This window comes from Pseudoalteromonas sp. S1650 (assembly GCF_005887195.1).
GTDB lineage: Bacteria > Pseudomonadota > Gammaproteobacteria > Enterobacterales > Alteromonadaceae > Pseudoalteromonas > Pseudoalteromonas simplex.
On sequence record NZ_PNDF01000023.1, the window covers coordinates 155,496 to 181,405 of the forward strand.

The 25,910-nt window shown below is 41.5% G+C and carries 26 protein-coding genes; 15 read left to right on the forward strand and 11 right to left on the reverse strand.

Going from position 1 to position 25,910, the window contains the following annotated elements; translation table 11 throughout:
• Positions 1-5: 5 nt before the first annotated feature.
• The 6 genes from CWB80_RS08485 to queG all read left to right on the forward strand — a co-directional run bounded on the left by CWB80_RS08485 (position 6) and on the right by queG (position 6,496).
• Complete coding sequence (locus CWB80_RS08485; protein ID WP_054561029.1) at positions 6-824, forward strand: hypothetical protein; 819 nt, start codon at positions 6-8, stop codon at positions 822-824.
• The gene (locus tag CWB80_RS08490; protein WP_171041501.1) at positions 814-2,340 is read left to right on the forward strand and encodes a polyamine aminopropyltransferase; all 1,527 of its coding nucleotides are present in this window, start codon (positions 814-816) and stop codon (positions 2,338-2,340) included. The genes CWB80_RS08485 and CWB80_RS08490 overlap by 11 nt, the downstream gene beginning before the upstream one ends.
• Before the next feature lie 87 nt (positions 2,341-2,427).
• A complete protein-coding gene (locus tag CWB80_RS08495) occupies positions 2,428-3,294 on the forward strand; it encodes a DMT family transporter (protein WP_054552710.1) in 867 nt (288 codons plus the stop codon).
• Entirely contained in the window at positions 3,294-3,989 is a 696-nt protein-coding gene (locus CWB80_RS08500; RefSeq protein WP_171041502.1) for a glycerophosphodiester phosphodiesterase, read from the forward strand. Before CWB80_RS08495 ends, CWB80_RS08500 begins: the two co-directional genes overlap by 1 nt.
• A gap of 84 nt (positions 3,990-4,073) precedes the next feature.
• Positions 4,074-5,291 carry a methyl-accepting chemotaxis protein gene (locus CWB80_RS08505; RefSeq protein WP_138598920.1) on the forward strand — a complete coding sequence of 406 codons (1,218 nt, stop codon included), beginning with the start codon at positions 4,074-4,076 and terminating at the stop codon, positions 5,289-5,291.
• 71 nt (positions 5,292-5,362) lie between these two features.
• Entirely contained in the window at positions 5,363-6,496 is a 1,134-nt protein-coding gene (queG, locus tag CWB80_RS08510) for a tRNA epoxyqueuosine(34) reductase QueG (RefSeq protein WP_138598919.1), read from the forward strand.
• Between the two features lie 16 nt (positions 6,497-6,512).
• Here the strand turns inward: queG and CWB80_RS08515 are convergent, their stop codons facing one another.
• The 3 genes from CWB80_RS08515 to CWB80_RS08525 all read right to left on the reverse strand — a co-directional run bounded on the left by CWB80_RS08515 (position 6,513) and on the right by CWB80_RS08525 (position 10,244).
• On the reverse strand, positions 6,513-7,640 hold the full coding sequence (locus CWB80_RS08515) for a response regulator (protein ID WP_138598852.1): 1,128 nt from the start codon (positions 7,638-7,640) through the stop codon (positions 6,513-6,515).
• Positions 7,641-7,659: 19 nt separating this feature from the next.
• A complete protein-coding gene (locus CWB80_RS08520) occupies positions 7,660-9,609 on the reverse strand; it encodes a sensor histidine kinase (protein ID WP_138598918.1) in 1,950 nt (649 codons plus the stop codon).
• A gap of 143 nt (positions 9,610-9,752) precedes the next feature.
• Positions 9,753-10,244 carry a GNAT family N-acetyltransferase gene (locus tag CWB80_RS08525; RefSeq protein WP_054552714.1) on the reverse strand — a complete coding sequence of 164 codons (492 nt, stop codon included), beginning with the start codon at positions 10,242-10,244 and terminating at the stop codon, positions 9,753-9,755.
• 75 nt (positions 10,245-10,319) lie between these two features.
• On the opposite strand from CWB80_RS08525, the gene CWB80_RS08530 reads away from it, so the two are divergent.
• The 6 genes from CWB80_RS08530 (at position 10,320) to CWB80_RS08555 (ending at position 15,733) form a co-directional block, all read left to right on the forward strand.
• A complete protein-coding gene (locus tag CWB80_RS08530) occupies positions 10,320-10,895 on the forward strand; it encodes a glutathione peroxidase (RefSeq protein WP_138598851.1) in 576 nt (191 codons plus the stop codon).
• Between the two features lie 73 nt (positions 10,896-10,968).
• Positions 10,969-11,250, forward strand: coding sequence for a peptidylprolyl isomerase (locus tag CWB80_RS08535; RefSeq protein ID WP_054552716.1), 282 nt, complete (start codon positions 10,969-10,971; stop codon positions 11,248-11,250).
• 60 nt (positions 11,251-11,310) lie between these two features.
• Positions 11,311-11,889 (forward strand): glutathione S-transferase family protein, encoded by a 579-nt coding sequence (locus CWB80_RS08540; RefSeq protein WP_138598850.1) that lies wholly within the window; start codon positions 11,311-11,313, stop codon positions 11,887-11,889.
• Between the two features lie 17 nt (positions 11,890-11,906).
• A complete protein-coding gene (locus CWB80_RS08545) occupies positions 11,907-12,257 on the forward strand; it encodes a DUF2750 domain-containing protein (RefSeq protein WP_138598849.1) in 351 nt (116 codons plus the stop codon).
• Between the two features lie 115 nt (positions 12,258-12,372).
• The gene (locus CWB80_RS08550) at positions 12,373-13,050 is read left to right on the forward strand and encodes a site-specific integrase (protein ID WP_138598848.1); all 678 of its coding nucleotides are present in this window, start codon (positions 12,373-12,375) and stop codon (positions 13,048-13,050) included.
• 112 nt (positions 13,051-13,162) lie between these two features.
• A complete protein-coding gene (locus tag CWB80_RS08555) occupies positions 13,163-15,733 on the forward strand; it encodes a M1 family metallopeptidase (RefSeq protein ID WP_138598847.1) in 2,571 nt (856 codons plus the stop codon).
• Positions 15,734-15,772: 39 nt separating this feature from the next.
• Here CWB80_RS08555 and CWB80_RS23095 read toward each other — a convergent pair whose 3' ends face one another.
• Positions 15,773-15,901 carry a hypothetical protein gene (locus CWB80_RS23095; protein ID WP_268841463.1) on the reverse strand — a complete coding sequence of 43 codons (129 nt, stop codon included), beginning with the start codon at positions 15,899-15,901 and terminating at the stop codon, positions 15,773-15,775.
• 1 nt (position 15,902) lies between these two features.
• Positions 15,903-16,772 (reverse strand): hypothetical protein, encoded by an 870-nt coding sequence (locus CWB80_RS08560; protein WP_138598846.1) that lies wholly within the window; start codon positions 16,770-16,772, stop codon positions 15,903-15,905.
• A 230-nt stretch (positions 16,773-17,002) separates the two neighbouring features.
• Here CWB80_RS08560 and CWB80_RS08565 point away from each other — a divergent pair, with 230 nt between their 5' ends.
• The 3 genes from CWB80_RS08565 to yjjG are packed head-to-tail and all read left to right on the forward strand — an operon-like array spanning position 17,003 to position 19,177.
• On the forward strand, positions 17,003-17,902 hold the full coding sequence (locus tag CWB80_RS08565) for a phosphoribulokinase (RefSeq protein ID WP_054552722.1): 900 nt from the start codon (positions 17,003-17,005) through the stop codon (positions 17,900-17,902).
• Positions 17,903-17,951: 49 nt separating this feature from the next.
• The gene (gene yjjX, locus CWB80_RS08570) at positions 17,952-18,491 is read left to right on the forward strand and encodes an inosine/xanthosine triphosphatase (RefSeq protein WP_138598845.1); all 540 of its coding nucleotides are present in this window, start codon (positions 17,952-17,954) and stop codon (positions 18,489-18,491) included.
• Positions 18,492-18,502: 11 nt separating this feature from the next.
• On the forward strand, positions 18,503-19,177 hold the full coding sequence (gene yjjG / locus CWB80_RS08575; RefSeq protein ID WP_138598844.1) for a pyrimidine 5'-nucleotidase: 675 nt from the start codon (positions 18,503-18,505) through the stop codon (positions 19,175-19,177).
• A gap of 71 nt (positions 19,178-19,248) precedes the next feature.
• On the opposite strand, the gene lpxC is transcribed toward yjjG, so the two are convergent.
• From lpxC to murC, 6 genes are all read right to left on the reverse strand, one after another.
• A complete protein-coding gene (gene lpxC, locus CWB80_RS08580) occupies positions 19,249-20,160 on the reverse strand; it encodes a UDP-3-O-acyl-N-acetylglucosamine deacetylase (RefSeq protein WP_138598843.1) in 912 nt (303 codons plus the stop codon).
• Positions 20,161-20,264: 104 nt separating this feature from the next.
• A complete protein-coding gene (ftsZ, locus tag CWB80_RS08585) occupies positions 20,265-21,512 on the reverse strand; it encodes a cell division protein FtsZ (protein WP_138598842.1) in 1,248 nt (415 codons plus the stop codon).
• A gap of 21 nt (positions 21,513-21,533) precedes the next feature.
• Positions 21,534-22,766, reverse strand: coding sequence for a cell division protein FtsA (gene ftsA, locus CWB80_RS08590; protein WP_054552726.1), 1,233 nt, complete (start codon positions 22,764-22,766; stop codon positions 21,534-21,536).
• Positions 22,763-23,542 (reverse strand): cell division protein FtsQ/DivIB, encoded by a 780-nt coding sequence (locus CWB80_RS08595; protein WP_054552727.1) that lies wholly within the window; start codon positions 23,540-23,542, stop codon positions 22,763-22,765. Before CWB80_RS08595 ends, ftsA begins: the two co-directional genes overlap by 4 nt.
• Position 23,543: 1 nt before the next feature.
• The gene (locus tag CWB80_RS08600; protein ID WP_138598841.1) at positions 23,544-24,464 is read right to left on the reverse strand and encodes a D-alanine--D-alanine ligase; all 921 of its coding nucleotides are present in this window, start codon (positions 24,462-24,464) and stop codon (positions 23,544-23,546) included.
• Positions 24,461-25,897, reverse strand: coding sequence for a UDP-N-acetylmuramate--L-alanine ligase (murC, locus tag CWB80_RS08605; protein ID WP_206769780.1), 1,437 nt, complete (start codon positions 25,895-25,897; stop codon positions 24,461-24,463). Before murC ends, CWB80_RS08600 begins: the two co-directional genes overlap by 4 nt.
• Positions 25,898-25,910: the final 13 nt, after the last annotated feature.

Below are 25,910 nucleotides of genomic sequence, written 5' to 3' on the forward strand. Positions count from 1 at the left end.
AATGGATGAACATCTATAAGCTTTTTATTATTGCCGCTATCACATTTGTTGTTTGCTTAGTGATACGTGCAGATCTACAAGCGCCACTTATTAGTGGCCAATATGGCAACTTTAAAGACTACGACGGACAAGACAAACCTTACCTATTTACAGTGCCAGAAGATGGCCAAATGATGCGCTTGGAAATTAAAGGCAGACTGCCTTTAAACTCATGGAAAGCCATTGATATCGAAATTTTTGACCCTGATGGTAACTACTTATTTAGTTACTCTGATGAACTTTGGGCAGAAACCGGACACGATTCAGATGGTAAATGGACTGAGTACCGTGATTATACTCATCACGATGTCCACTTCCCTAAGAAGGGGCAATATAGCGCCTACGTCAGTAGTACGTTTGGCCCAAATAAGCGTGCCGAACATTTTAGTTATACGTTTCGTATTATTCCAATCAAAGGTAACAGTAATTTCATGCTACCGCTGTTATGGATTTCTGGTTTCATCGGCGGTGTAGCGCTATTTGTAATGCTGCATCGTTTAGAAGCTGAGCGTGAAGGCTCTGATATTACTTATAAACCAATTAATAAGTTAAACCCAGAAGCTATAAAAGCAATGGAATCGCGCATCTCAGTTTGGCCTATTGTGTTACTGTTTTTAGCACCCGTGCTCTTCTTTTCCTTCTTGGCATATAGCAAAGGTGACAAAGAGCAAGATTGGCAAGTTTACTCCTATCACCACCTCACGATAAGCGTTGATAAACAATTGCGTGAGCAAAGTATTGGTAGTGCAGGTTTCCGTTCACGAGGCGGCCCAGGTGGTAAATAAATCAATTCGCGAAAGCCACATTTTACTGTTTAGCATTTTTGTTGCAGGCCTTTGCTCTATTATTTATGAGCTGCTGATCGCAACTACCGGTGCCTACTTTTTGGGTGATAGCATCACCCAATTTTCCCTGACGATTGGCGTCTATATGGCGGCAATGGGGGTTGGCTCTTATTTTTCGCGTTTTGTGCCTGATAAGCCATTGCTGGTGTATTTTATTGGCTTTGAGTTAGCGCTTGCGCTACTTGGTGGTTTGAGTGTGCCCTTGCTGTATTTCTGTTATGCGTTTGGTTTACCGCTGCAAGCAATTAGTATTTTACTCACCACGCTAATAGGGATTTTGATTGGTTTAGAAATTCCGCTGTTAAGTCGCCTAATGGAAAAACATTATGCGCTAAAAGCAAACCTCGCCAATGTGTTATCTATTGACTACTTTGGCGCCCTGCTTGCGACTTTACTGTTTCCTTTTCTATTTTTACCTTGGCTTGGGGTTTTTAAAACAGCGTTAAGCTTTGGCTTAATGAATCTAAGTATTGCGCTGTTATTGCTGTGGTACTTTATCGACCATATCAGCGCAAATCGTCGAAAAGTGCTTAGGCTCACTTTAGTTTTAGTCTGCTCAGTATTAGTGCTTTGCTTATTTGCGAGTAAACAGCTTACCCATCTTTGGCAAAGCCAAATCTACGATGACCGTGTTGTACACTCAGAGCAAACGCCCTATCAGCAAATTGTACTCACTCGCCATAAAGATGATATTAGACTTTATTTAAACGGTGGCTTACAGTTTTCATCGATTGATGAGTATCGCTATCACGAAGCGCTTATTCATCCCGCTATGGTGCGCCATGGCAATGCAAAACGTATTTTAATTTTAGGTGGTGGCGATGGCTTAGCAGCCAGAGAGCTTTTGAAGTACCCGCAAATAGAGTCTATTACCCTAGTTGATTTAGACCCAGCAGTAGCTAGGCTTGCGCAAACTAATCACAACCTGACAACTCTTAACAAGCACTCACTCAGTGACCCTAAAGTGACGGTTATTCATCAAGATGCTTATGTGTTTATTGAGCAAAGCGAACAGCTGTTCGATATTATTTTTATTGATTTACCTGATCCAAAAGCAATCAATTTAGCACGGCTTTACAGTCAGCAGTTTTATCAACTAGTAAAAACACGATTACCAAATAACGGTATTGTAGTGACCCAGGCCACCAGTCCATTTTTTGCGAAACACGCATTTTGGTCTATCAATAATACGCTCAGTGCAGCGGGCTTTGCACACACCTTGCCTTACCATTTGAATGTGCCCTCTTTTGGCGAATGGGGCTTTGTTATGGCTTGCAATTTGATGTGTAGTAACCAACAAGTATTACCGGTTAAAACCCGCTTTTACCGCCCAGAAAATGATGCACAATTGTTTATTTTTACCCCGGATATTAGTGCTAACAATGAAAAAGTATCGACGCTTGATGAGCCTAATGTGCTGCACTATTACTTGCAGGGATGGAAATATTGGAACTAAACGAATGGATTAGCCCATTTGGGGAGTTTACAAAGTAAAGGATTACCGTTACAAAGAGAGTTAATAACAACAATAACAAGGTTTGTAATGCAGGCGCACAAACAGAGCCTAATATACTTACATATTGCAGTACTCCTATTTGGGGGGACTGCATTATTCGCTAAACTAGTCAGCCTAAGTGCATTAGATATTACCGTTTACCGAACAGCAATTGCTGGCTGTGCCTTACTGATCTTACTTACAATTCAACACAAAGCGATTAAGCTTCACTCGCGTCGCGACTACCTTATAGCCTTGTTACTTGGCGTCACTGTTGGAATACATTGGCTCACCTATTTCGCAGGTATGCAGTTAGCAGGTATTGCTGTCGGTATGATTGCCTTTTTTACTTACCCTGTTATCACGGTGTTTTTAGAGCCTTTTTTTCATGGCAGCAAACCACAGCTCAAAGATATTTTTAGCGCCTTAGTAGTAATGCTTGGTATTTATTTACTTATTCCTGATGCCAGCTTAGGCAATGATGTCACCCTAGGTATTGCTATTGGTATTTTGTCTGCGTTCTTTTTTGCTTTTCGAAATATCGTTCATAAGCGTTACTTTAGCCAATATAGCGGCCCACAAACCATGCTTTACCAAACTTGGATCGCCTGCATTATGCTGTGTGCCTTTGTCGAGGTACCGCCATTACAAGTTGATACAATAAATTGGCTGCTATTAATTACTGTAGGGGTTATTTTTACAGCAGCACCGCATTCACTGTTTGCAGCAAGCCTAAAAAACTTATCAGCTTCAACCGCTGGTTTAATATCGTGTTTGCAGCCTTTATACGGTACGTTTTTCGCTTTTTTAATTTTGCATGAGCAACCTTCAATTAGCACTCTTATTGGTGGCGCACTGGTGATTAGTGCCGCTTTTTATGAAACATGGTCAGTGACTCGTAGGTATAAGCAATAATGAAAGTATTCGCTCACAGAGGTGCCAGTGGTACCTACCCAGAAAATACTCAAAGCGCCATTATCGCCGCTGTTGATTTAGCAGTAGATGGCATCGAAATTGATGTGCAAAGCTGCCTTGATGATTACATGATTATTCACGACACTTGGCTTGATCGCACAACTTCAGGTCGCGGTAAAGTAAACGCCTGCTCCAAAGAGCAAATTCAACAATACGATGCAGGCAATGGCGAATGCGTGCCCACTTTACAGCAGGCAATCGATTGGGTTGGTGATAAAACCTTGCTTAATCTAGAGCTTAAACATACTTTTTCGTTAGACAAGTTTGTAGAGCTTATTGAGTCAAATGTCAGTGCAGGAAAAATATCTAGAGATAACCTGCTAGTCTCTTCATTTGATCACCACCAACTGATGTGGCTTAAGCAAAAACTGCCGTGGGTAAAGATTGGTGCACTTACCGCTTCTATCCCAATTAATTACAGCGAGTTTGCGCAAAAACTGCATGCCTATAGCATTCATGTAGATAAAAACTTTATAAACCATGAGTTTGTTGCTGACGCAAAACAACGCGGCCTTCAAGTTTATGCTTACACGGTCGATAAAGTGGAAGATATCGAATTAATGCTAGAGTATGGCGTAGATGGTATTTTTACTAATTTTCCGTGCCATACACAAATGACACTGCAGTCACTGTAACTCAACAAAACTAAGCTATACTGTTGAATTATGTGACATTGAATAATAAAAAATTACGCCAAAATGAATCAACACAACACCTTAATGAGTAGCTATATGCGCATTTATAATTTTATCGAACAAACATTCTTTTACACTCTTACACGTAAGATTGTCGGTAATTTAGGTTTTGTGTTTGCGTTTCAGGCCATTACTTTGATCTGGCTTTATAGCAGCCTGTCAGAGCAACAAGTTGGCATGGGACTATTTTGGTTAATGACCTTTGTTATCATCGCGAGCTTTATTTTTACTATTTTCTACATGCGCTTTTTAATTGTGCGCCCAGTGCAAGCAATGCGCGATACACTTGAGCAAATCAACCGTCATGATGCAGATTTATCTGCCAAGTTACCGCATTTTACCTACGATGAATTTCGTGATTTAAGTGAGCAGTACAATACCTTTACAGTTCATTTAGCAAATCTATTAGCCACCACATACCAAAGTGCACAAGCCAGTGCAGATAGTAGTTCAAAGATGACTCATTCAATGCAGCAAACCGCAGAAATGAGCCACCAGCAAATCAAGTTTAGCCAAACCATTACTGATTCGAGTAATCAAATAACTTCAAGCCTTGAGAATATCTCAGCGAACACTGATAGCGTGCACCATGTTAACAGTGAGCACTTAAACTTTGTAAAACACTCAGCCACTGAGTTATCAGCATTAGTTAAAAAGGTTGCGATGATCAGCCAAATTTTAGGTAACTTTTCTGCAACTGTGTCTGGCCTAAAAGAAAACAGCGAGAATATTCGCGCCATTTTAAAAATGGTTGAAGAGTTTTCTGACCAAACCAATTTACTTGCACTGAATGCTGCAATTGAAGCGGCACGTGCCGGTGAAGCTGGCCGAGGCTTTGCCGTGGTTGCCGATGAAGTTAGATCACTATCGGTTAAAGTAAACGACGCAACCCGCCAAATAACTGATTTTATTAATCAAATGAATAGTCTTGTTAGCGAAACCAATAAAGAATCTGAGCAACTAATTAGCCACTCGAGTGAAGCTGAAACAGCGATTAGCAATACCTCTACAGGCTTTAGCAATATGCTTAGCGAATTTGAGCAAAACCAACAACAACTACAGCAGATTGTTAGTGCGGTGCATTTACTTGAGCAAACCCAAACCCACACTCATCAAACTGTTGAGCAAATAGTTGCTCTGGGTGAGCAAGCTAAACAGCAGATTGATGAATCACTCGCTGACTGCCAGCAATCACACAAACTGAGCCAACAAACCCAAGAGCAGCTAAAACGCTTTGTGTAATCGGCTTTTAACTGCTGCTCTGAGTCAAACTATGTTAAAGTAGCCGCTTCTTGGCTACTTTTTTATTGACCGTGACAACACCCGCTATTGATTATGAACAACTCGCACTGCAAATAAAGCAATGGGGTAAAGACCTTGGCTTTGCAGAAGTCGGGATCACTGATATTGACCTAACGAAACATGAAGCTCAACTGCAGCGCTGGTTAGATTTAGGCTATCACGGTGAGATGGAATACATGGCAGCCCATGGTATGAAGCGAGCGCGCCCCGCAGAGCTGGTACCTGGCACGCAACGAGTCATCTCAGTAAAAATGAACTACCTGCCGCCTGATGCAAGCTTTGCTAGGAACCTCAAGCAAACAGATAAAGCGTACATCAGTCGCTATGCATTAGGTCGTGACTATCATAAATTAATTCGCAACCGCCTAAAAAAATTAGGCCAACAAATAGAGCAGCATATAGGCCAGCTAGGTTTTCGTCCTTTTGTTGATTCAGCCCCCGTGCTTGAAAGACAACTAGCCGAAAAAGCAGGCTTAGGCTGGCGTGGTAAAAACAGTTTGCTAATCAATAAAGAAGCGGGCTCTTGGTTTTTCTTAGGGGAGCTGTTTGTTGATATCCCCCTGCCTATTGATGAAGAAAATAGCTTTGAGGGCTGTGGTAAATGCGTTGCCTGTATGACACTGTGCCCAACCGGCGCGATTGTCGAACCTTATGTAGTTGATGCCCGCAAATGTATCTCTTACCTTACCATTGAATTGCAAGGCGCTATTCCTGAAGAGTATCGCCCACTGTTAGGTAATCGCGTTTATGGCTGTGATGACTGCCAATTAGTTTGCCCGTGGAATCGCTATGGCCAGCTGACCGATGAAGCCGACTTTCACCCAAGAAAACAACTTAAAGATCAAGACTTACTGACCTTATTTGCTTGGGATGAGGCAACCTTTCTAAAAAATACTGAAGGCAGCCCTATACGCCGCATTGGTCACGAGCGCTGGTTAAGGAACCTCGCTGTCGGATTAGGTAACGCTGATTACAATGAGCAGATAATTGAGGCTTTAGCGCAAAGGTTAACAACCGCTACAGCTTTGGTCGCTGAGCATATCGAGTGGGCGCTTGAGCAGCAAAAAAATAAGCGCCAGTTAAGGCTTCGTAAAACTGCGCGCTTAATTCGCATTGTTGAAAAAGGGCTGCCCAGAGATGCTTGATAGCTTAAGTTGTAACTTACTGCTTTAATAATTGCGATAAATCATTTTCAATCTCTTTGAATGCCGCTTTTACTCCCTGAACTGACTCTTCACGTGCAACAGAGTTTTGAATGGTTTCGTCGACCTTTTGATAGATAAAAACCTCTTGGTCCTCATCTAAGCCCATGGTTGGTATACGTCGTTCTAAGTCTTCTTGAAGCTGCTTAAATACAGCCTCGTTATTTACACGATTTTCATTTAGAAGTTCGATGAGTCCCGAAAACTTGCTGTGAACTTTACCTACAGCATCATTAAGTTGTTGCTGTTGTCTGAGCAATTCTTTTTTTGTGATGATCGCTTTAAGCTGCTGTTCTGTAACACTGACTAAAAAGCAAGTATGATCCCGAATTCGGCCATGCTTATCAGGGTCTTGGTCTGGCATATTTAAGATTAGTAAGCTGATCATTTCGTAATTGACTAAAATTCGATTCGAAAATTCATGGAGTCGGCCTTTATTTTTGAGCATTTCAAATAACTCAATAACGATTGGCGAACACATGCCCGAAATTGAAAAGTGCTCAATGCCAGACTCTAAGCGAAACTCAACATTGCTTTGTAAATCAAATGAGCTTAGACAGTTAAGCAGAGCCTTGCCCAGCTCTTGCTCATCTTCAATAGCACCTATATGCTCGATATAGTTGACTATTTGCCCCATTTCACTGCTGTTTGCCATGGCATTAAATGCTGTTGAAGTCGCATCTTCAACTTGTTGCTCTAGCGATTCTTTTTCTATCAATACTTGATGTAAGTGCTGCAGTTTAAGCTTTAATTCTTCATGCCCGAATGGTTTAACTATATAGTCCTCAGCTCCAACTGAATAGCCTTCCATACGCTCTTCAACCGTTCCTCTTGCTGAAACAAACATAACGATTATTTTCTCGGTATTTGGATTCTCTTTTAGTTTTCGACAAACATCATAACCACTCATTTGTGGCATACTCACATCAAGCAGAATAACCTGAGGATCAAACTCTTCAACTACTGCCAAACACTCTGGACCGCTACTGACCATTTTCAGTTCAAAGTCGAGCTCTTCAAGAATCTCTTCAATTATTTCTAAGTTAAATGGTTCATCATCGACGGCTAAAATTCTCTTTAAGGCCATGTCTAACACTTCCGTTTTATTAATTTAACTTTACAGATCTATCTTCATTCGCTAAGTGTTGAGGTAGATCTATCCTCAATGGAAGCTTTACTAAAATAGTTGCACCTCCATATTCATTATTTCTTGCCGTAATCGTTCCTTGATGTAAGGCTACAAATTCACGACAAATAGCTAAACCAAGTCCTGTACCTCCAGCACCACTATTGGTTTTACTACTTTGCTCAAACTTCGCAAAAATTTTTTCAAGTTCAGACTCGGGAATTCCTATACCACGATCTATTACTGATATTTCAGCCATTTCATTATTCATAGTTAGCTGAATATCTATCTCACTGGCAGGCTCACTAAATTTAAGTGCATTACCAAGCAAGTTGCGCATTATTTGGTTTATCTGCTCTTCGTCACAATCGAGCAAAATACTTTTCTCAAAGCCAATTAAACGAATAGCAATATTTCTCTCAAGAGCAGTCCCTGAGACATCATCAATACTGGTTTTTATAATACTGCTAAGGTTATGTTTTTGCGGATTAAAGGGAAATTTACCAACATCCAGTTTTGAAAGATCAAGCAAATTATTAAGCAGTGACAATAAGCGCTCACCACTTTGTTCTATACGCGATAAATACTTATTTAACTTGTCTTTACTCAGATCATTATTGGCAACTTTATCAAGTCCAAAACGAGCAAAACTTAAGATTGAATGCATTGGCGTTCTGAGTTCATGAGACATATTCGCTAAAAATTCAGACTTACTTAAGTTTGCAGCTTCAGCCACATCTTTTGCGTGCTCTAGCTGAGCTGTTCGCGCTTTTACCTCTTCTTCAAGCAAATCTTTTGCTTCAAGTAGCAAATCTTCCTTTTCTTTTAAGTGTGTAACGTTTTTAAAGATCCCCGCTAACGCAATCTCGCCATGATGATCTATTTCATTAAACGATCCCACTAATGGAATATCATTGCCATCTTTATTAAGCATTCTTAGATCACAGCTAAATTGGCGGTTTTTACTTAGCGTCGTAATTTTTTCTTTAATACGTGTTATTGAAGGCGCATCAAAAAAATCAAATACCGAACAGCTTTCAAATTCATGGTGCTGTTTATCAAATAATTGTTCACAGGCATCGTTAGTTTCGATTACCTTTCCGCATCGTTCAAATAAAATAATAGCGTCGGGAGTATGCTTAAAAATAACTCTTAATAAACTGTCCTTTTCTATAAGCGCATCAACGGTACTCTGAAGTCTTTCAACAAGTTCTGAATTATGACGTTTGAGAAGCTCTGTTTGCCATAGTTTATGAACTGATTGCAATAAACCATTATCATCAATCGGTTTGATCAAAACATCTTCAACACCCTGACGAATGGCAGCAACCATGGAAACTTGATCAGGCTTTGAGGTATATAATAAACAACGACTTTCAGGCTGCAACGACTTCAGCTTTATAAACAATTCAAGCCCTGTTCCATCTTCAAAAGTAAAATCACTAATCAATAAATCAATTGCATGCTCATGAATTAACTCCATTGCAAAGCTCATGTTATCAGCGGTGATGGTTTTGATATGCGCGCCCTTTAAGTTTTGCGCTATTTTTTGTAACCGGTCGGGACAATGATCAACGAGCAATACAGTAGGAAGTTTGAGAATATTGTCGCTGTCTAATTCTAATATTCCCTCTAGAAGCGTGCTTATCTCTTTATTTGCGAAAAAAGGGTATATAACAACGGCATTAGGTAAGAGACGGTTAATTTCACTAAAATGTTCAAGTAAGTCACTGCGTTGTGCTTTCGGTGCGAGTAATAAGAAATGCTCTTGAGAAAAGTCATTCATTAGTTCTTCAATGATACTTGTTGGCACCCCATGTGAAGCAGCAACGAGATCATATTGCTGTTTTAGAACGGTATCATCTATCATTGAAAAGTGTAATAGCTCAACTTCGCAACCGATAAGCTCGAGTAGAACTTTTACACGCATCGCAAGTACACTATTACTATCAACTATTAATATTTTTCGCACCGTAAATAAGACTCACTATAAAAACTGACCTTTTTAGCGTAGTCTAAAAATCTTTTACCGCACAATTTACACCGTATTTTTTTACTAGTTTTTTGAGAAGGTTAAGGTTGCAAGTGCTTACCCAAAATTGTCAAGCCATAAGCTTTATCATCCATAATTGCAATTTCTGGAAGCTCTCCCCAAACCTTGTAGTCAAAGCGATTAAACAGTTTTATACTGGGTAGGTTGTGGCTGAATATAAAAGCTAATAACACCTTGATATCAAGTGTTTTTGCATGCTGTTCTGAAAATATAAGCAGTTGCTTTCCTAGCCCTTGCCCTTGAGCCTGCTGGGTGATGTAAATACTAATCTCAACCGTGCCATCGTAAGCTGGGCGGCCATAAAAAGACTTATAACTTAACCAAGCAATTACTTTACCTTGTTGCTCAAAAACAAAGATAGGTCTTTTTTCTGTATGGCTATCAAACCAAGCTTGTTTGTCTGCCACCGACACCTCTTCGGTATCTGCGGTAACCATACGCCCAGGGATGGTCTCGTTATAAATCGCGACTATATCAGTTAAATCGTTTTGTGTTGCTTTGCGAATCGTCATAAATAGCTGAAATTAAATGATCACTTTGCTGCATATTAGCGTATATTCATCACAAATAACTAGCGGGAAATAACTATGTATAAATATGCTTTGTTACTTGCAGCAGGTCTAATAACAACCAACCTTGCAGCACAAACCACAGAGACGGTACCAACAGCTAAAGCAAGCAGCCAATGTGATGATTTTACCAATGTCACAATGAGAAAGTTGCGTTCAAAAGAGTCTATTAATTTTTGTGAATTCAAAGATAAACCACTCTTAATAGTAAATACCGCTAGTAATTGTGGTTTTACCGGCCAGTTTGAAGGTTTAGAAGCCATTCATAAAGAATATAAAGACCAAGGCTTAGTTGTGCTAGGTTTTCCATCAGATGACTTTTTTCAAGAAGAAGACGATGAAAAAGACACGGCAAAAGTATGTTTCATCAATTATGGCGTAACCTTCAATATGTTGGCTACCAGTGCCGTTCGTGGTAGCGATGCGAACCCAATATTCAAACACCTAAACGAAGCAACCAGCTCACCTAACTGGAACTTTTACAAATATTTAGTGTCTGCAGATCGTAAGACAGTGCAACGCTTCAATAGTAAAACTAAGCCACAATCGCAAACTTTACGCGATGCAATTGAAGCTGAGCTGACTGCAAAATAAATTTAATTTTTCGTTCGGTAAATATTGAACTAAACTAGTGATTTAATACTAAAACACACATTAGGGAGATGTTATGGCAGTAGCCAGTGCAAGACACATTCTCGTAGACAGTGAAGCTCACTGTTTAGATTTAAAACAGCAAATTGAGCAAGGAGCTGACTTTGCAGAGCTTGCTCGTGCTCATTCTAATTGCCCATCAGGTCAAGATGGCGGCGCATTAGGTGAGTTTGGCCCTGGCATGATGGTTCCAGAGTTCGACAAAGTCGTATTCTCTGCACCAATTAACCAAGTACAAGGCCCAGTGCAAACCCAGTTTGGTTATCATCTTCTAGAAGTAACAAGCCGTACTGACTAATTAACAAATTGATTTCAAAAAGCCGCTTCACAGCGGCTTTTTTTTGCAAAGGACACCATCATGCAATTACTAGGCTCTACTACCTCACCTTTTGTACGCCGTATTCGGATTTGGGCGACACTTAATAACCTACCTATTGATTTTGTTAATTTGGATATTTTCTCTGAGCAAGACAGACAAACCATGATAGCTCATAACCCTGCCAGAAAAATTCCTGTGTTAATCGACCATGATTTTACCTTATGTGATTCCAACTCAATTATTCGCTACCTGCTCGAAAAAGCTGATCAGCCGTTACTTAGCTGGCAGCAAGAGAACTACTTAACCATTATCAATGCCTGCAATGATTCACTGGTAGAAATTTTACTTTGTCAGCGTTCAGGGTTTGATACCAACAGCGACAAACTATTTTTTAATTTACAGAATGAACGAATTGTTGAAACATTAGCCTATTTAAATACTCATTTATCGGAGCCAGTATTTAAAAGCTGTGAATACCTCAACATCAGTTTATACTGCTTGCTAGATTGGATCCGCTTCCGCGAATTAACTGATTTTAGCCAACTAGAAAACTTAGTTGGTTTTTATCATAAATTCGCCGATAAAGCGGCGGTACAACAAACAGATCCACGAATATAAAGATAAGGGTTACGCAAATGAGCGATATCGAAATTGAATCAGAATTAGTTAGCTTTGTAGAGAAAGTTCGTTTGAACGAATCTATGTGGGCACTGGGTGCCGAAGATGGTGGTTTTGTTGTCTGTGAATCAAACCAGTTTAGCGACACAGATGTGCTATTACTTTGGGGTACTGAAGACGCTGCAAAAGCACAATGTAAAGATGAGTGGCAAGACTATACCCCTGTTGAAATTGGCCTAGACGAATTTCTTGATGAGTGGGTTGAAGACCTTAACGAAGATGATGCGCTTATTGGTTTAAACTGGAACGATGATCAAGTATGCGTTGAAATCGAACCGGTTGGTTTAGCTAAAGCTCTTTGCGATTAATCGCAATCCTTAAGCTTATAACGACACGGCCGTATTTATGGCAGTGTCGTTAAGCTGGAAACTTGATACTTATCAGGTATACTCTTCGACACATCTTTATTATCAAGGTATTAGGTTGAAGTCCCATCTTGGTCGTAGGCCCTTTTCGGCCATGGAATTACATACCCTGTATAATGGTTACATTTATGGTGATCAGCGTTTAGCACGTGAACAAGCTAAGCATTGGCACTTTTGGCTGCCTTTATTTGCCTATTACACCGGTGCCTACAGCGATGAAATTGGCCATTTAACCCTTGAGAATATTGTCACCCTTGATGGAATTCGCTGCTTTGATTTTCATACACATGGCAAGATAAAACCCCGCTATGTGCCTATCCACAATGCATTACTCGATGCAGGACTTGACCAATACTTAGGCTATTTAAATGAACAAAATCAGCAACGACTGATGTTTGATTTACCCGCTAAATCTGGTCGCTACAGCGAAAAAGTACGTATTTGGTTTTCGGGTGAAGGTGAACGCGCTGGTTATTTACAAAAGTGCGCTATTCCTACTGTTGATCAGCAAGGTATGAAAACCGCGATAAGCAGTTTACGGCTCAACTTTGAACAACAAGTGCGAATTCATGCACTGCAAGCCAGCTGCAAAGACGCCTTTAACTACTTACTTGGTTTTAAAGATTTCAACGAACAACGCTTTGCTGATATGCAATTATTAAATACCGTGCTGCAAAACGTCCGACAAATAAACCCGCAACTGCATTGGCAGCGTTTCATTGACCGCCATAATTAACTGACAAACTTTGTTACTAACTATTTATTACTGTTCAAATTAAAACCTGATAGCATGGTGATTCGCCCCTCATAGCAGGTGCCTTTCTAACAACAAAAAATCAGGGATACTTATGTTCTTAAAAAGCCTATTAACGGTGAGTGTTGCACTTGCTGTTAGCTCTGCCCATGCCAATGAATATGTTATCGAAAAGCTTGCCAAGCCTAGCTCACAACAAGTAGAACTTACGCTTGATCCTGCCAAAGACAATTTTTCTGGTCATACCGAAATTGCTTTAGAGGTTCTAAAAGCAACCAATTATATCGAATTAAACGGTATTGATTATGCAGTTAGCATGGCGAAAATTTTAGGTGCAGAAAACTGTGACCTAAATGCTGAAATGCTAAAAACAGGCAAAGTTAAATTCGCTTGTGAAGAAAAAATTCAGCCAGGCAAATACACTTTAAAAGTTGATTTTACCGCACCTTATAACCGCCAAAGTGTTGGTTTATATAAAACTTTAGATCAAGGCACACCTTATCTTTTCACGCAATTTGAAATGAGCGATGCGCGTCGTGCATTCCCCGTTTTTGACGAGCCAAGTTATAAAATTCCATTTCAGCTAACTATCACAGCGCCAACATCACAAAAAGTGTATGCCAATACACCGGTTTTAAAAACCAAAGTTGATGGCGATATGACAACGCACTTTTTTGACAAAACACCACCGATTCCTTCTTACTTAGTCGCTATGGCTGTTGGCCCGTTTGAAGAGCTTGAAATTAAAGGCATGCCAATCCCTGGCCGCGTATTGACTCCACAAGGTAAAATTCACCTTGCTGATTACGCAAAAGAAAATATGCCGCGAGTGTTAAAAGCGCTAGAAGATTATTTTGGCATTCCTTACGTATACAAAAAGCTAGACTCAGTGGCAGTGCCAGAGTTTCCATTTGGCGCAATGGAAAACGCAGGCCTAGTGACTTACCGTGAAGACATTTTACTAGTAGACCTAGCAACAGCAACGCGCAGCAAAAAAGAGCGTAATGTATCAATCATTGCCCATGAGTTAGCTCACCAGTGGTACGGTAACCTAGTGACTATGAAGTGGTGGAATGATTTATGGTTAAACGAAGCATTCGCAAGCTGGATGGCAGCGAAAATCACTGCACAAATCAACCCAGAATTTGAGTCTCACTTAGACTTACCACAAAATCATGTAATGGCACTGGATGCGCGTTTAAGTACTAAACCTATCCGTAAGCCAATCAAAACTGAAGCTGACATCATGGATGGCCTTGGCCTTGCCTACAGTAAAGGTAGCGCGGTTTTATCTATGGTTGAAAACTGGATTGGCGAAGAGGCATTCCAGCAAGGTATTCGTGCTTACTTGAAGAAATTCTCGTATAAAAATGCAGAAGCTGCTGATCTATGGCAAGCACTAGGCGAAGCGTCTAATAAAGATGTGGCAAGTGTTCTTAAATCGTTTATCGAACAGTCATCTTTCCCACTTATTAAAGTAACGCAAGATGGTAAGAAAATTAATATCAGCCAAAGCCGCTTTGTAAATGCTGGCGTTGATGCACCAGCACAACTTTGGAATGTTCCGGTTGCAATTAAGTATGGTGCGGGCGACAAAGTTAAAACCGCAAATGTACTGCTGAATAAAGAAACACAGCAACTGACTCTCGACTTTGAACCTGAGTGGATCTACCCAGATCAAGGTGCCATGGGTTATTACCGCTGGGTATTAGATGATGCTCAGTTTAATGCCCTGTTAGAGAACGCTGCTGACAAGCTAACGGTACGTGAGCGCTTAGCGCTACTTTCTGCGGTTGATTCATTACTTGATGCAGGTGTTATCTCTGCGGCTCACTTAATGCAAACTTTAGAAGCCTTTGTGAGTGATGCTCACCCATTAGTAGCAAACACAGCATTAGGTTACCTTGCTTCTCAAAAACGCGTATTCGAAGACGACAGTAACCGAGACCTATGGCCTAAGTTTATTCGAAACAGCATTGCACCTGCTGCTAAGCAATATGGATTAACGGCAAAAACAGATGAAGACGCGGCGGTATCGCAATTACGTGCGCAAGTTATTGCCCGTTTAGGTTTTGATGGTCAAGATCAAAAAGTCATTGATACCGCAAAAGCACAAGCGGCACTGTACTTAAACAACCCTGAAAATGTTGACCCATATTTAGCCTCAACTTACTTAAACCTTGCTGCTTACCATGGCGATGCAAAGTTACTTGAAAAGTACAAACAAACCTTTAAAACCACCAAAGATCCACAAGTGCGTACTAAGATGCTGGCAGCGATGGGTTACTTTGGTAAACCTGAGTTACAAAAAGCGGTTCTAGAATACAGCTTAACAGATAACGTAACAGCCTCTGATATGCGTACGTTATTAGGTGGTTTAGGCTATGGTAAAGAGCGTGAAGCACTGTTTATTGAGTGGATTTACAACAATTACGATGCTATCACTAAGAACTTACCACCGTTCTTTGTACCAAATTTACCGTTCTTCACGACGGCAAGCTGCGATGCGAAAAGCCTAGAGAAAACCAAAGCCTTCTTCAACGATAAAATCACTGAAGTACCAGGTTATGCACGTTCTCTTAGTAAGCTTGAAGAAAGCATTAATGATTGTATTGCACTGAAAAACCGTGAGTTAAATTCGGTGAATAGCTTCCTTAAGCGCTAATTAAAGCAAATGCGAAAAGGGCCACAATGTGGCCCTTTTTTATTGCGCTAAAATAGCAGTTAACTTAGTTATAAATTGCTCTGCAGCTTCAGGTGAGGTGACTTTAAATGCAATACCATAATGAATGGGCTGTGCACTTTTATGAATGCGAGTTGGAAAACGGGTCATTTCACTTATTACATACAAATGCCAGTTTGCTCTGTTTGTAATTTAAACGCGAGATTGAGCCTTCACAAAAGCGTCTTAAATCAAGCCACTGTGATACCACTTCAGGCTCAGTCAAACTGCGCTTATGAACTCGGTTATTAACCGCATAAGCCACAGTGTCTTTATCAATTAAAGCAAAGTCTTGCACCGACTCAGGTAATCTAAATAAATCACTCACTTCCTCAGTTTGCGGCGCAAAGCGTGCAACCCAATGTTGATTGTTTTTGTTATAACTAAATAAATAACTGTTTGTATGTTTATCAAAAATTAAAGTTCGGCCAATATCATCAGCAATGACACGCGGTTTAGCCGCAGCAACACGAGTGTATTGCAATGTATGCGGCTCACCTAAGATAAACATGATCAGGTCTTCATCAGCGCCCCACGCATGGTAGCCAACAGGCTCAATCCATTCAAAAATTCGGCTCGCGGCAGGCTCTTCTGCTAATGGATACTGCCATAACTTTTGCTTACCATCTGCTTCGACCACGATTGCCGACAAGGCTTGCTGATTTGGCATTAGCGTTGGCGAGTATTCACTGACAGCAGTATTGGTGATATTCACGCTGCTCTTAGATGCAAAGTCATAAAACGCAATATCGGTTTGTGACTGGCCATTTTCGCCAACAACTTCATGGGTGTAGTAAAGCCCAGTATCAACTAAAAATGGTTGATTATTATAAGTTTTATCATCGGTTACTCGCGACACCTGCATACCATATGGGGTGTCTAAATCGGCAAGTAATATTTCGCTTTTAGGCATCGCTGCATGTGCGTGACTGGTAAACAATGTCCCTGCTGCGACGAAAAGTAAAGACGAAATCAATTTCATGTTGTTCTCTCGTTTTAATTTTTATCAGCCCATGATAGCGTTAATTAATCCGCCAGTCACTTGACCTTACCATGCTCGACCTTTATAACTAGGACGTGTTCGTTTTTTATCGGTTTCTACTGATTGATTTTATGCACGGTAATACCAATCGAGTTATGCCACTGACCATTTAACACACTAGAATGGTTAAATTTTTAAGCCGACTGGTATCAACAATAACGAGAATAATTATGTCAGCTAAACACCCTATCATCGCTATTACCGGTTCATCTGGGGCGGGAACTACCACAACCACCAATGCAATTAAGCACATTTTTAGAAGCTTAAGCATTGATGCCGCCTTCATCGAAGGCGATAGCTTTCATCGTTATACTCGCCCTGAAATGGATAAAAAAATCCGTGAAGCACAACAAGAAGGTAAGCACATTAGCTACTTTGGCCGAGAAGCTAATGATTTTGGTGCCCTTGAAGAGCTTTTTTACCAATATGGCGAAACCGGCCAAGGTAAAATCAGACGTTACTTACATACTTTCGACGAAGCGGTGCCTTATAACCAACTTCCAGGAACTTTTACCCCTTGGCAAGATTTAGAATCAAATACAGATATCTTATTCTATGAAGGTCTTCATGGTGGTGCTGTCGATGAGAATCATGATGTTGCTAAGCATGTCGATTTATTGATTGGCATGGTGCCAATTATCAACCTTGAGTGGATCCAAAAACTCATTCGCGACACCTCTGAACGAGGCCATTCGCGAGAAGCGGTAATGGGCTCTATTGTGCGTTCAATGGATGACTACATTAACCACATTACCCCGCAGTTTTCACGTACTCATATCAACTTCCAGCGAGTGCCGACGGTTGATACCTCAAACCCATTCAGCGCAAAAGATATTCCTTCTTTAGACGAAAGCTTTGTTGTGATTCGTTTTCGTGGCATAGATGACGTCGATTTTCCGTACTATTTGAGCATGATTGAAGGCAGCTTTATGTCTCGTATCAATACGCTTGTGGTACCTGGAGGCAAAATGGGCTTAGCAATGGAGCTTGTGCTAACCCCGTTGATCAAAGATATTATTTTGAAAAAACGCGCCCTTGAAAATTTAGCCCCGGTTGACTTGCCGATTTAACTCACTCGGGTACACTGCTGACTCTGGTGAAAACAATGGAGTCGTCGCCTTGAAACAAACATTACGTGTTATTGTTGGTTCAAAGAACCCCGTTAAAATTAACGCGGCTAAACATGTCTTTAGTCTTTATTTCCCACATCATACCATTGAGTGCAAAGGTGAAGATGCACCTTCTGGCGTACCTGATCAGCCACTAGGTGAAGATGAAACCCGTATCGGCGCTGAAAATCGCGTTAAGTATTGCCAAGATCACTTTGACGCCGATTTTTATACAGCAATGGAAGGTGGCGCAGAACAATTTAGTTATGGCGCTGCAACCTTTGCCTTTGTAGTGATTGCAAACAAGCAGCAATTTAGCGTGGGTCGCAGTAGCAACCTACCGTTACCGCAACCTTTTTACGATGCCTTGCTAGCTGGTAAAGAACTAGGTGATGTCATGGATGAGGCATTCAATACCGTTAATATCAAACAACAAGGTGGTGCTATTGGCTTATTAACCAATCATCTTGCCACGCGCGAAAGTACTTATGTACAAGCGCTGACATTGGCCATGGCGCCATTTTCACACCCTACCCTATTCAACCAGTAATTAGGATAACCATGAAGTATAGCCACGTATTATTCGATGCCGATGAAACGCTTTTTAGCTTTAATGCATTTGAAGGTTTAAAAGTGATGTTTGCACATTACGGCGTAGAATTTACTGAGTCAGATTATCATCATTACCAAGCAACCAATAAGCCGCTGTGGGTTGCATATCAAAAGCACGAAATTACCGCCAGTGAACTACAGATAACTCGCTTTACCGAGTGGGCAAATAAACTCGATGTACCAGCAAAAGAGCTTAACGATGGCTTCTTGGATGCTATGGCCTCTATTTGTGTGCCATTACCTGGTGCAGTTGACTTGCTTACAAAGTTAAAACCACACGCCAAGCTAGGCATTATTACCAATGGGTTTGCTAAGTTACAACAAAAACGCCTAGAGCACACCGGTTTACAGGATATGTTCGATTGGCTGGTTATTTCAGAGTTAGTCGGTAAAGCAAAACCTGCCCCAGAGATTTTTCAACATACATTTCAATTAATGGGCAATCCACCAAAAGAGCAGATTTTAATGGTAGGCGATACAGCTGCCAGTGATATTTTAGGTGGTCACAATGTGGGTATCGACACGTGTTGGTTACAACACCCAGGAGTTGAGCTACCTGAAGATATTAAACCAACTTATCAAATCAATCAGTTGGTCGAGCTTGAAGCTATTCTAGGCTTATAATTCTTGATAATAGTTTGGCAAAAAAAATGACGCTTAAAGCGTCATTTTTTATAACTGTAATATGCTTGCGATTAAGCTGTCGCTACTTCTAAGCCTGGTGCTGGCATAGTCACTGGGGAATCGAAAGTTGCCCATTCCCATGCTGACTCAGTCGCCATAATTTTACGAAGTAGTTTATTGTTTAAATCATGGCCTGATTTATAAGCCGTGATTTTACCTAGAATGTTGTGGCCAGTCATAAACATATCGCCCACACAGTCTAAGATCTTGTGTTTAACAAACTCATCGCTATAACGTAAGCCGTTTGGATTTAGTACTTTAAACTCATCCAATACAACTGCGTTATCCATGCTACCACCTAATGCTAGGTTGTTAGCGTGCATATACTCGATATCTTTCATAAAGCCGAAAGTACGTGCGCGGCTGATTTCTTCAGTGAAGCTTTGTGCCGTGATATCTAAACCGATACGTTGGCGGCTTTCATTGATTGCTGGGTGATCAAACGCAATTTCAAAATCGATGTGGAAACCATCGTATGGTTCTATCTCAGCCCATTTATCGCCTTCTTCAATACGTACTTTTTCTTTAATACGAATAAAGCGCTTAGCTGCATTTACTTCTTTAATGCCGCCTTTCTGTAACAAATAGATGAATGGTAATGCACTACCATCCATGATTGGTACTTCTGAGCTGTCTAATTCAACAATTAGATTATCAATACCCATTGCCGCTACCGCCGCAATAAGGTGCTCAGTCGTTGATAAACGAACACCATCTTTGTTTGTCAAACAGGTACACAGTTGCGTATCACCAACGGCTTCTGGTGTTGTTTCAAAATCAACAACCGGATCAAGGTCTACGCGACGAAATACTATCCCAGTATTTGCGCTCGCAGGTCGGAGAGTAATAGTGACCTTCTCACCTTTATGAAGTCCAATTCCTATGGCTTTGACTACTTCTGCAATCGTACGCTGTTTAATCATAGGTTCGCTCACTTATAGTTACAGTTAGACGGCGAATTGTATCATAAATACATTCAACTGCCAATTTGTTTATTTATCGAACAAAATTACCAACAAAAACTGTCTTAGTCAGCTTGCTTTCTTAGGAAAGCTGGAATGTCGAAGTAATCGCCACCCTCTGATTTATCAGACTTTTTGCTGCTCTCAGTGCTGCTAGATACTGAGCTGCTCGTTGTACTTTGTTGTACTGGCTCTTGCTTTTCAGACGCAGATGACATGCTTACATCATCACCGCTGCTTTGACTTGCAAAGCTTGGTACATACATGCTGCTAGTTGTTTGGTTCATTGAGCTTTGTACATCAGAACCTGATGCTTTCTTAAAGCCATTATCAACAATGCCAAACTGTGGACGACGATCACCGCCTAAACCTGTTGCAACAACCGTTACACGTAACTCGTCGCTCATTTCAGGGTCAATTACCGCACCCACAACCACTGTTGCGTTTTCTGACGCAAGTGCTTTAACGTGGTTACCAACAATTTCAAATTCTTCAATCGCGATATCCATACCTGCCGTGATATTAACTAGGATACCTTTAGCGCCTGTTAAATCGACATCTTCAAGTAGCGGGCTTGAGATAGCCGCTTCTGCAGCTTCTTGCGCACGGTCAGGGCCAGACGCAGATGCTGTGCCCATCATCGCAGTACCCATCGCTGACATAACTGTACGTACGTCGGCGAAATCCACGTTGATTAGACCAGAACGTGTGATTAGTTCTGCAATACCTTGTACCGCACCAAATAATACGTCATTCGCTTTTGCGAAGGCATCTAATAGTGTAGTGCCTTTACCTAAAACTTTAAGCAATTTATTGTTCGGAATTGTAATAAGTGAATCTACAGTTTCTGACAATTCATTAATGCCTTGTTCAGCAGCTGCAGCACGCTTTTTACCTTCAAAGTCAAACGGGCGCGTTACAACAGCAACCGTTAAAATGCCTAACTCTTTAGCAATTTTAGCAACCACTGGTGCAGCACCTGTACCCGTACCACCGCCCATACCTGCTGCGATGAATACCATATCAGCGCCTTCTAAGCTGGCACGGATAGTCTCAGCGTCTTCTTCAGCAGAATTACGACCCACTTCAGGGTTAGCACCCGCACCTAGACCAGAGGTGATTTGTGTACCTAGCTGTACAGTGACATCTGCTGATGAATTACGTAATGCTTGTGCATCCGTATTCGCAGCAATGAAACGTACACCTTCAATTTGTTGTTTTACCATGTGCTCAACAGCGTTACCGCCGCCACCGCCCACGCCAATTACTTTAATGACAGCTTCTTCGCTGTGCTGTTCCATCATATCAAACATGTTTACTCTCCGACTTGAGTCTTAAAACTCACCTTGGAACCATTTAGTAATACGGTTCCACCAATTATTATCACCTTCTGCTTTCGACTTTTGTGCATTCATCGATTGCATTGTACGGCCGTATTGTAACAAACCAACCGCGGTTGCGTACGAAGGATCATCTACATAATCTGTCAAACCAACAATCCCGATTGGTTTGCCAATTCTGACCGGCATTTGGAAAATGTCTTCTGCCACTTCCATTGCACCCGTCATTTTTGCTGTTCCGCCAGTAATGACGAGACCTGCAGCAATTTGGTCTTCAAAACCTGAGCGGCGGATTTCTTCCATCGCCAACTCGAATAATTCTCTAAAACGAGGCTCAACAACCTCAGCTAAGGTATGGCGCGACATAATACGCGCTGGTCGGCCACCCACACTCGGTACTTCAATAGTGTCTTCGTTGCTTGCCATCTGGCTACTCGCACATGCATATTGTACTTTGAGTGACTCAGCATGTGATATAGGCGTTCTAAATATTTTTGCAATATCACCAGTCACTTGGTTACCGGCTACAGGAATAACGGCTGAGTGGCGAAGCGCACCATTAATATAAATGGTGATATCCATGGTACCGCCACCAATATCTAACACGGCTACACCCAGTTCTTTTTCGTCATCTGTAAGTACTGAGTAACATGATGCCAGTGCCGTGAAGATCAACTGATCGACTTCAAGGCCACAACGCTCAACACATTTCTCGATATTCTTTGCCATATCGTTTGAGCAAGTAATAATGTGCGCGCGAGCTTCCATACGTACACCGCTCATGCCAAGTGGGTTTTTAATCCCTTCTTGCATATCGATGCTGTACTCTTGTGGCAATGCATGTAGCATTTTTCGTTCTGCCGAAATAGGCACTGAACGCGCAATGTGGATGACATTTTCAATATCTTCGTCTGTCACTTCCGTGTTGTTAATTGCCACTACACCGCTTTCATTTTGGCACTGGATATGTTTTCCAGAAATCCCTAAATAAACAGAGCTAATACGGCAATCAGCCATTAGCTCAGCTTCATCTATAGCTCGACGAATCGATTCAGAAACAAGGTTAAGGTCGTTAACGCCGCCTTTATCCATACCATGCGATACTTGGCTGCCAACACCCACAATGCTTAGTTTGTTATCTGCGGTGATTTCACCAACGGTGGCCACAACTTTCGATGTGCCAACGTCTAATCCAATCACTAGGTTTCTTTCTGCTGACTTGGTCATGCCTTACTCTTATTTTCTAATTGTTCTTCTTGCACTGGCTTCCAGCTCACTGCAAGACCGGTATCATACCGTAAATCAACAACATCGATTTGTGCATCTGCACGTTGTTCCATGCGCGGATACACGTCAATAAAACGCTGTACACGCTTTGCTTTTTCTTTGCGGCCTAAGTTCAGGCGAATGCCGTTATCAAGCCATAACTGCCACGAAAAGCGCTCAGAAAGCGCTAAACTAGTCAGCTCTAAGTTATTCACTTTGAGCATTTCTTGAAATTGACTAAATGCTGTCCACGCCTCAATCTCACTGCCTTCAGGGCCGTATAATTGTGGCAAGCTTGTGGGTAATTTATCACTACTTGCTTGGAACACTTCGCCAGCTTGGTTTAACAGCATATCACTGTTCCAATGAGCTACAGCTTGATGTTCAACAACATATACTTGCAGGGTATCTGGCCATTGCTTTCTGACCGATGCCGTTGCCACCCACGGCAAGCTTTGTACTAAGCGTTGCACATGTTTTACGTCTAATTCAAAAAAACTCGATAAGTCGGCTTTTTTTATTGCACCAATAATTGCTTTCTCATCAGTATATTGGGGCTGTCCAAGTACTGATAAATGCTTTATTTGTGCGTCTTTGTTTTCTACCAACCAATCTGAGACGCCCGTGGTGATTTTTACTAATGCAAAAATCACGACTAGAAAAAAGCTCACACCAAAAATCAACGACCAATTTAGTTGCTGTTTTAATTGTTGCGCTTTTTCTAAAAAAGGATGCATATTAAAGGGTTTGCTCCAAAATGCGAACAACTAATTGCTCAAAGCTTGCACCATTCGCTTTCGCTGCCATGGGCACTAAAGACTTTTCTGTCATGCCTGGTACCGTATTTACTTCTAATAAGTAAAAGTTACCTTGCTGATCACGCATCGCATCAACACGCCCCCAACCACTTGCACCCACTAAATCAAATGCTTTTAATGCCATATCTTGCAACAATTCAGTTTCTTGCGCAGATATATCTGCAGGGCAATGATACTGAGTTGTATTCGATTGATACTTAGCTTGATAGTCATAAAAGCCATTTGGCGTCGTCATCTCAATGACAGGCTGAACATCTTGCCCAAGTACAGCAACAGTAAATTCACGGCCAGTGATCCATTGCTCAACAAGCACTTGGCTATCAAACTTAAATGCAGCGTTAAGCGCCGCATCGAGTTGCTCAGCGCTGCTTGCTTCTGCCATACCAATGCTTGAGCCTTCATGTGACGGTTTTACCATCACTTTGCCAAACTCATTAATAATCGCTTGGCTATCAAACTCATGGCGGCTATCAACAACAGTGTAAGGTGCTGTGCTTAGCCCCATTGCTTTAAATAAGTGCTTACAACGCACTTTATCCATCGCAAGCGCAGAACCTAAAACGTCACTGCCAGTATATGGGATACCCATAAATTCAAGTGCACCTTGAATAGTGCCATCTTCGCCACCACGACCATGCAGAGCAATAAACACACGTTCAATGTTTAGCTCTTTTAATTGCCATAGCGGCTGATCTTTCGGATCAAAAGCAATGGCATCAACGCCAGCACTTTGCAAAGCATTCAATACAGCTTGGCCTGATTTAAGAGAGACTTCTCGTTCGGCAGATGTGCCACCAAAAAGTACCGCTACTTTGCCAAATTTGTCACTTAACTGGCTCATACGTTTACCTGCTTTAGTTGTTCAATAGACAACTCGGTTGCTGCTAACTTTTTCACTAACTGGCCAATGTTACCAGCGCCTTGTGTTAAAACTAAATCATTATCTTGCAGTGTACTGGCAAGAACACCAGCAAGCTCGGAGCTGTTGGCAATATGTAATGGTTCTTTACCACGCTGGCGTAAACTACGACATAAACTCTTGCTGTCGGCCCCTACAATTGGCTCTTCACCCGCTGAATACACATCTAGCAGTAATAACTGATCAACATCAGCCAGTACTTTGACAAAGTCTTCGTATAAATCACGGGTTCGACTATAACGGTGCGGCTGATAAATCATCACTAAACGTTTATCTGGCCACCCTTCACGAACCGCCGCAATTGTTGCTGCAACTTCTGATGGGTGATGACCATAATCATCAACTAACATCACATTACCGCGTTCATTCTCAAAGCTTCCATAATGCTGAAAACGACGGCCTACGCCTTCAAATTTTGTCAGCGCTTCTAAAATTGCATGGTTAGCGATGTTTTGATCTTTAGCCACCGCAATCGCAGCTGTCGCGTTAAGCGCATTGTGCTTACCCGGCATATTAAGCGTAACGGCTAGGCTTTCACCTTGCTTATTCACAACATTAAATGAACAAGTATTCGCTGCTTGACTAAAATCAACCATGCGGTAATCAGCTTCTGCCGACTCACCATAGGTAATCACAGGGCGTCCAAAGCGAGGGATCAACTCCGCTGCAACCTCAGAATCAATACACACAACAGCTAAACCATAAAACGGTAAGTTATGAATGAAATCAACATACGTGTCTTTCATTTTTTCTAAGCTACCGCCGTATGTATCCATGTGATCTTCTTCAATATTCGTGATCACCGACACCATAGGCTGTAAGTGTAAGAATGACGCATCACTCTCATCAGCTTCAGCAATTAAAAAGTCGCTTTTACCGACCTTGGCATTACTTCCAGCACTGTTTAACAAGCCACCAATAATAAAGGTTGGATCAAGGCCCGCTTGTGCATAAATACTTGCTATTAAACTGGTTGTTGTTGTTTTACCATGAGTGCCCGCTACAGCAATACCGTGGCGAAAGCGCATTAATTCTGCCAACATTTCGGCGCGGCGAACAATTGGAATACGTGCCGCTTTTGCTGCTTTAATCTCAGGATTTTGCTCGTTAATCGCACTTGATACCACGACAACGCTGGCATCTTTTACATTGTTCTCATCATGGCCAATAAATACTTCTGCACCCACTTGTATTAAGCGCTCAGTCATCGCACTGTGCGCAATGTCTGAACCTGTGATACGGTAGCCTTCAAAAGCAAGTACTTCGGCAATACCACCCATGCCTGCGCCACCAATACCCACAAAGTGGATGGTGTCTATACGACGCATCGCAGGACGAGTGTTGTTTTCTTTCATCGTGCTTTCTTTC

Bases quoted from the DNA above. Each gene is read 5' to 3' on its own strand.
- CWB80_RS08560 (WP_138598846.1), bottom strand. From the start codon at position 16,772: ATGAAATTGATTTCGTCTTTACTTTTCGTCGCAGCAGGGACATTGTTT.
- CWB80_RS23095 (WP_268841463.1), bottom strand. From the start codon at position 15,901: ATGACCCGTTTTCCAACTCGCATTCATAAAAGTGCACAGCCCATTCAT.
- CWB80_RS08565 (WP_054552722.1), top strand. From the start codon at position 17,003: ATGTCAGCTAAACACCCTATCATCGCTATTACCGGTTCATCTGGGGCG.
- CWB80_RS08485 (WP_054561029.1), top strand. From the start codon at position 6: ATGAACATCTATAAGCTTTTTATTATTGCCGCTATCACATTTGTTGTT.
- CWB80_RS08525 (WP_054552714.1), bottom strand. From the start codon at position 10,244: ATGACGATTCGCAAAGCAACACAAAACGATTTAACTGATATAGTCGCG.
- CWB80_RS08600 (WP_138598841.1), bottom strand. From the start codon at position 24,464: ATGAGCCAGTTAAGTGACAAATTTGGCAAAGTAGCGGTACTTTTTGGT.
- CWB80_RS08520 (WP_138598918.1), bottom strand. From the start codon at position 9,609: ATGCGTGTAAAAGTTCTACTCGAGCTTATCGGTTGCGAAGTTGAGCTA.
- CWB80_RS08515 (WP_138598852.1), bottom strand. From the start codon at position 7,640: ATGGCCTTAAAGAGAATTTTAGCCGTCGATGATGAACCATTTAACTTA.
- CWB80_RS08535 (WP_054552716.1), top strand. From the start codon at position 10,969: ATGGCAGTAGCCAGTGCAAGACACATTCTCGTAGACAGTGAAGCTCAC.
- CWB80_RS08595 (WP_054552727.1), bottom strand. From the start codon at position 23,542: ATGCATCCTTTTTTAGAAAAAGCGCAACAATTAAAACAGCAACTAAAT.
- CWB80_RS08555 (WP_138598847.1), top strand. From the start codon at position 13,163: ATGTTCTTAAAAAGCCTATTAACGGTGAGTGTTGCACTTGCTGTTAGC.
- ftsZ (WP_138598842.1), bottom strand. From the start codon at position 21,512: ATGTTTGATATGATGGAACAGCACAGCGAAGAAGCTGTCATTAAAGTA.
- CWB80_RS08540 (WP_138598850.1), top strand. From the start codon at position 11,311: ATGCAATTACTAGGCTCTACTACCTCACCTTTTGTACGCCGTATTCGG.
- CWB80_RS08505 (WP_138598920.1), top strand. From the start codon at position 4,074: ATGAGTAGCTATATGCGCATTTATAATTTTATCGAACAAACATTCTTT.
- CWB80_RS08495 (WP_054552710.1), top strand. From the start codon at position 2,428: ATGCAGGCGCACAAACAGAGCCTAATATACTTACATATTGCAGTACTC.
- CWB80_RS08530 (WP_138598851.1), top strand. From the start codon at position 10,320: ATGTATAAATATGCTTTGTTACTTGCAGCAGGTCTAATAACAACCAAC.
- yjjG (WP_138598844.1), top strand. From the start codon at position 18,503: ATGAAGTATAGCCACGTATTATTCGATGCCGATGAAACGCTTTTTAGC.
- CWB80_RS08545 (WP_138598849.1), top strand. From the start codon at position 11,907: ATGAGCGATATCGAAATTGAATCAGAATTAGTTAGCTTTGTAGAGAAA.
- murC (WP_206769780.1), bottom strand. From the start codon at position 25,897: ATGAAAGAAAACAACACTCGTCCTGCGATGCGTCGTATAGACACCATC.
- lpxC (WP_138598843.1), bottom strand. From the start codon at position 20,160: ATGATTAAACAGCGTACGATTGCAGAAGTAGTCAAAGCCATAGGAATT.
- ftsA (WP_054552726.1), bottom strand. From the start codon at position 22,766: ATGACCAAGTCAGCAGAAAGAAACCTAGTGATTGGATTAGACGTTGGC.
- CWB80_RS08500 (WP_171041502.1), top strand. From the start codon at position 3,294: ATGAAAGTATTCGCTCACAGAGGTGCCAGTGGTACCTACCCAGAAAAT.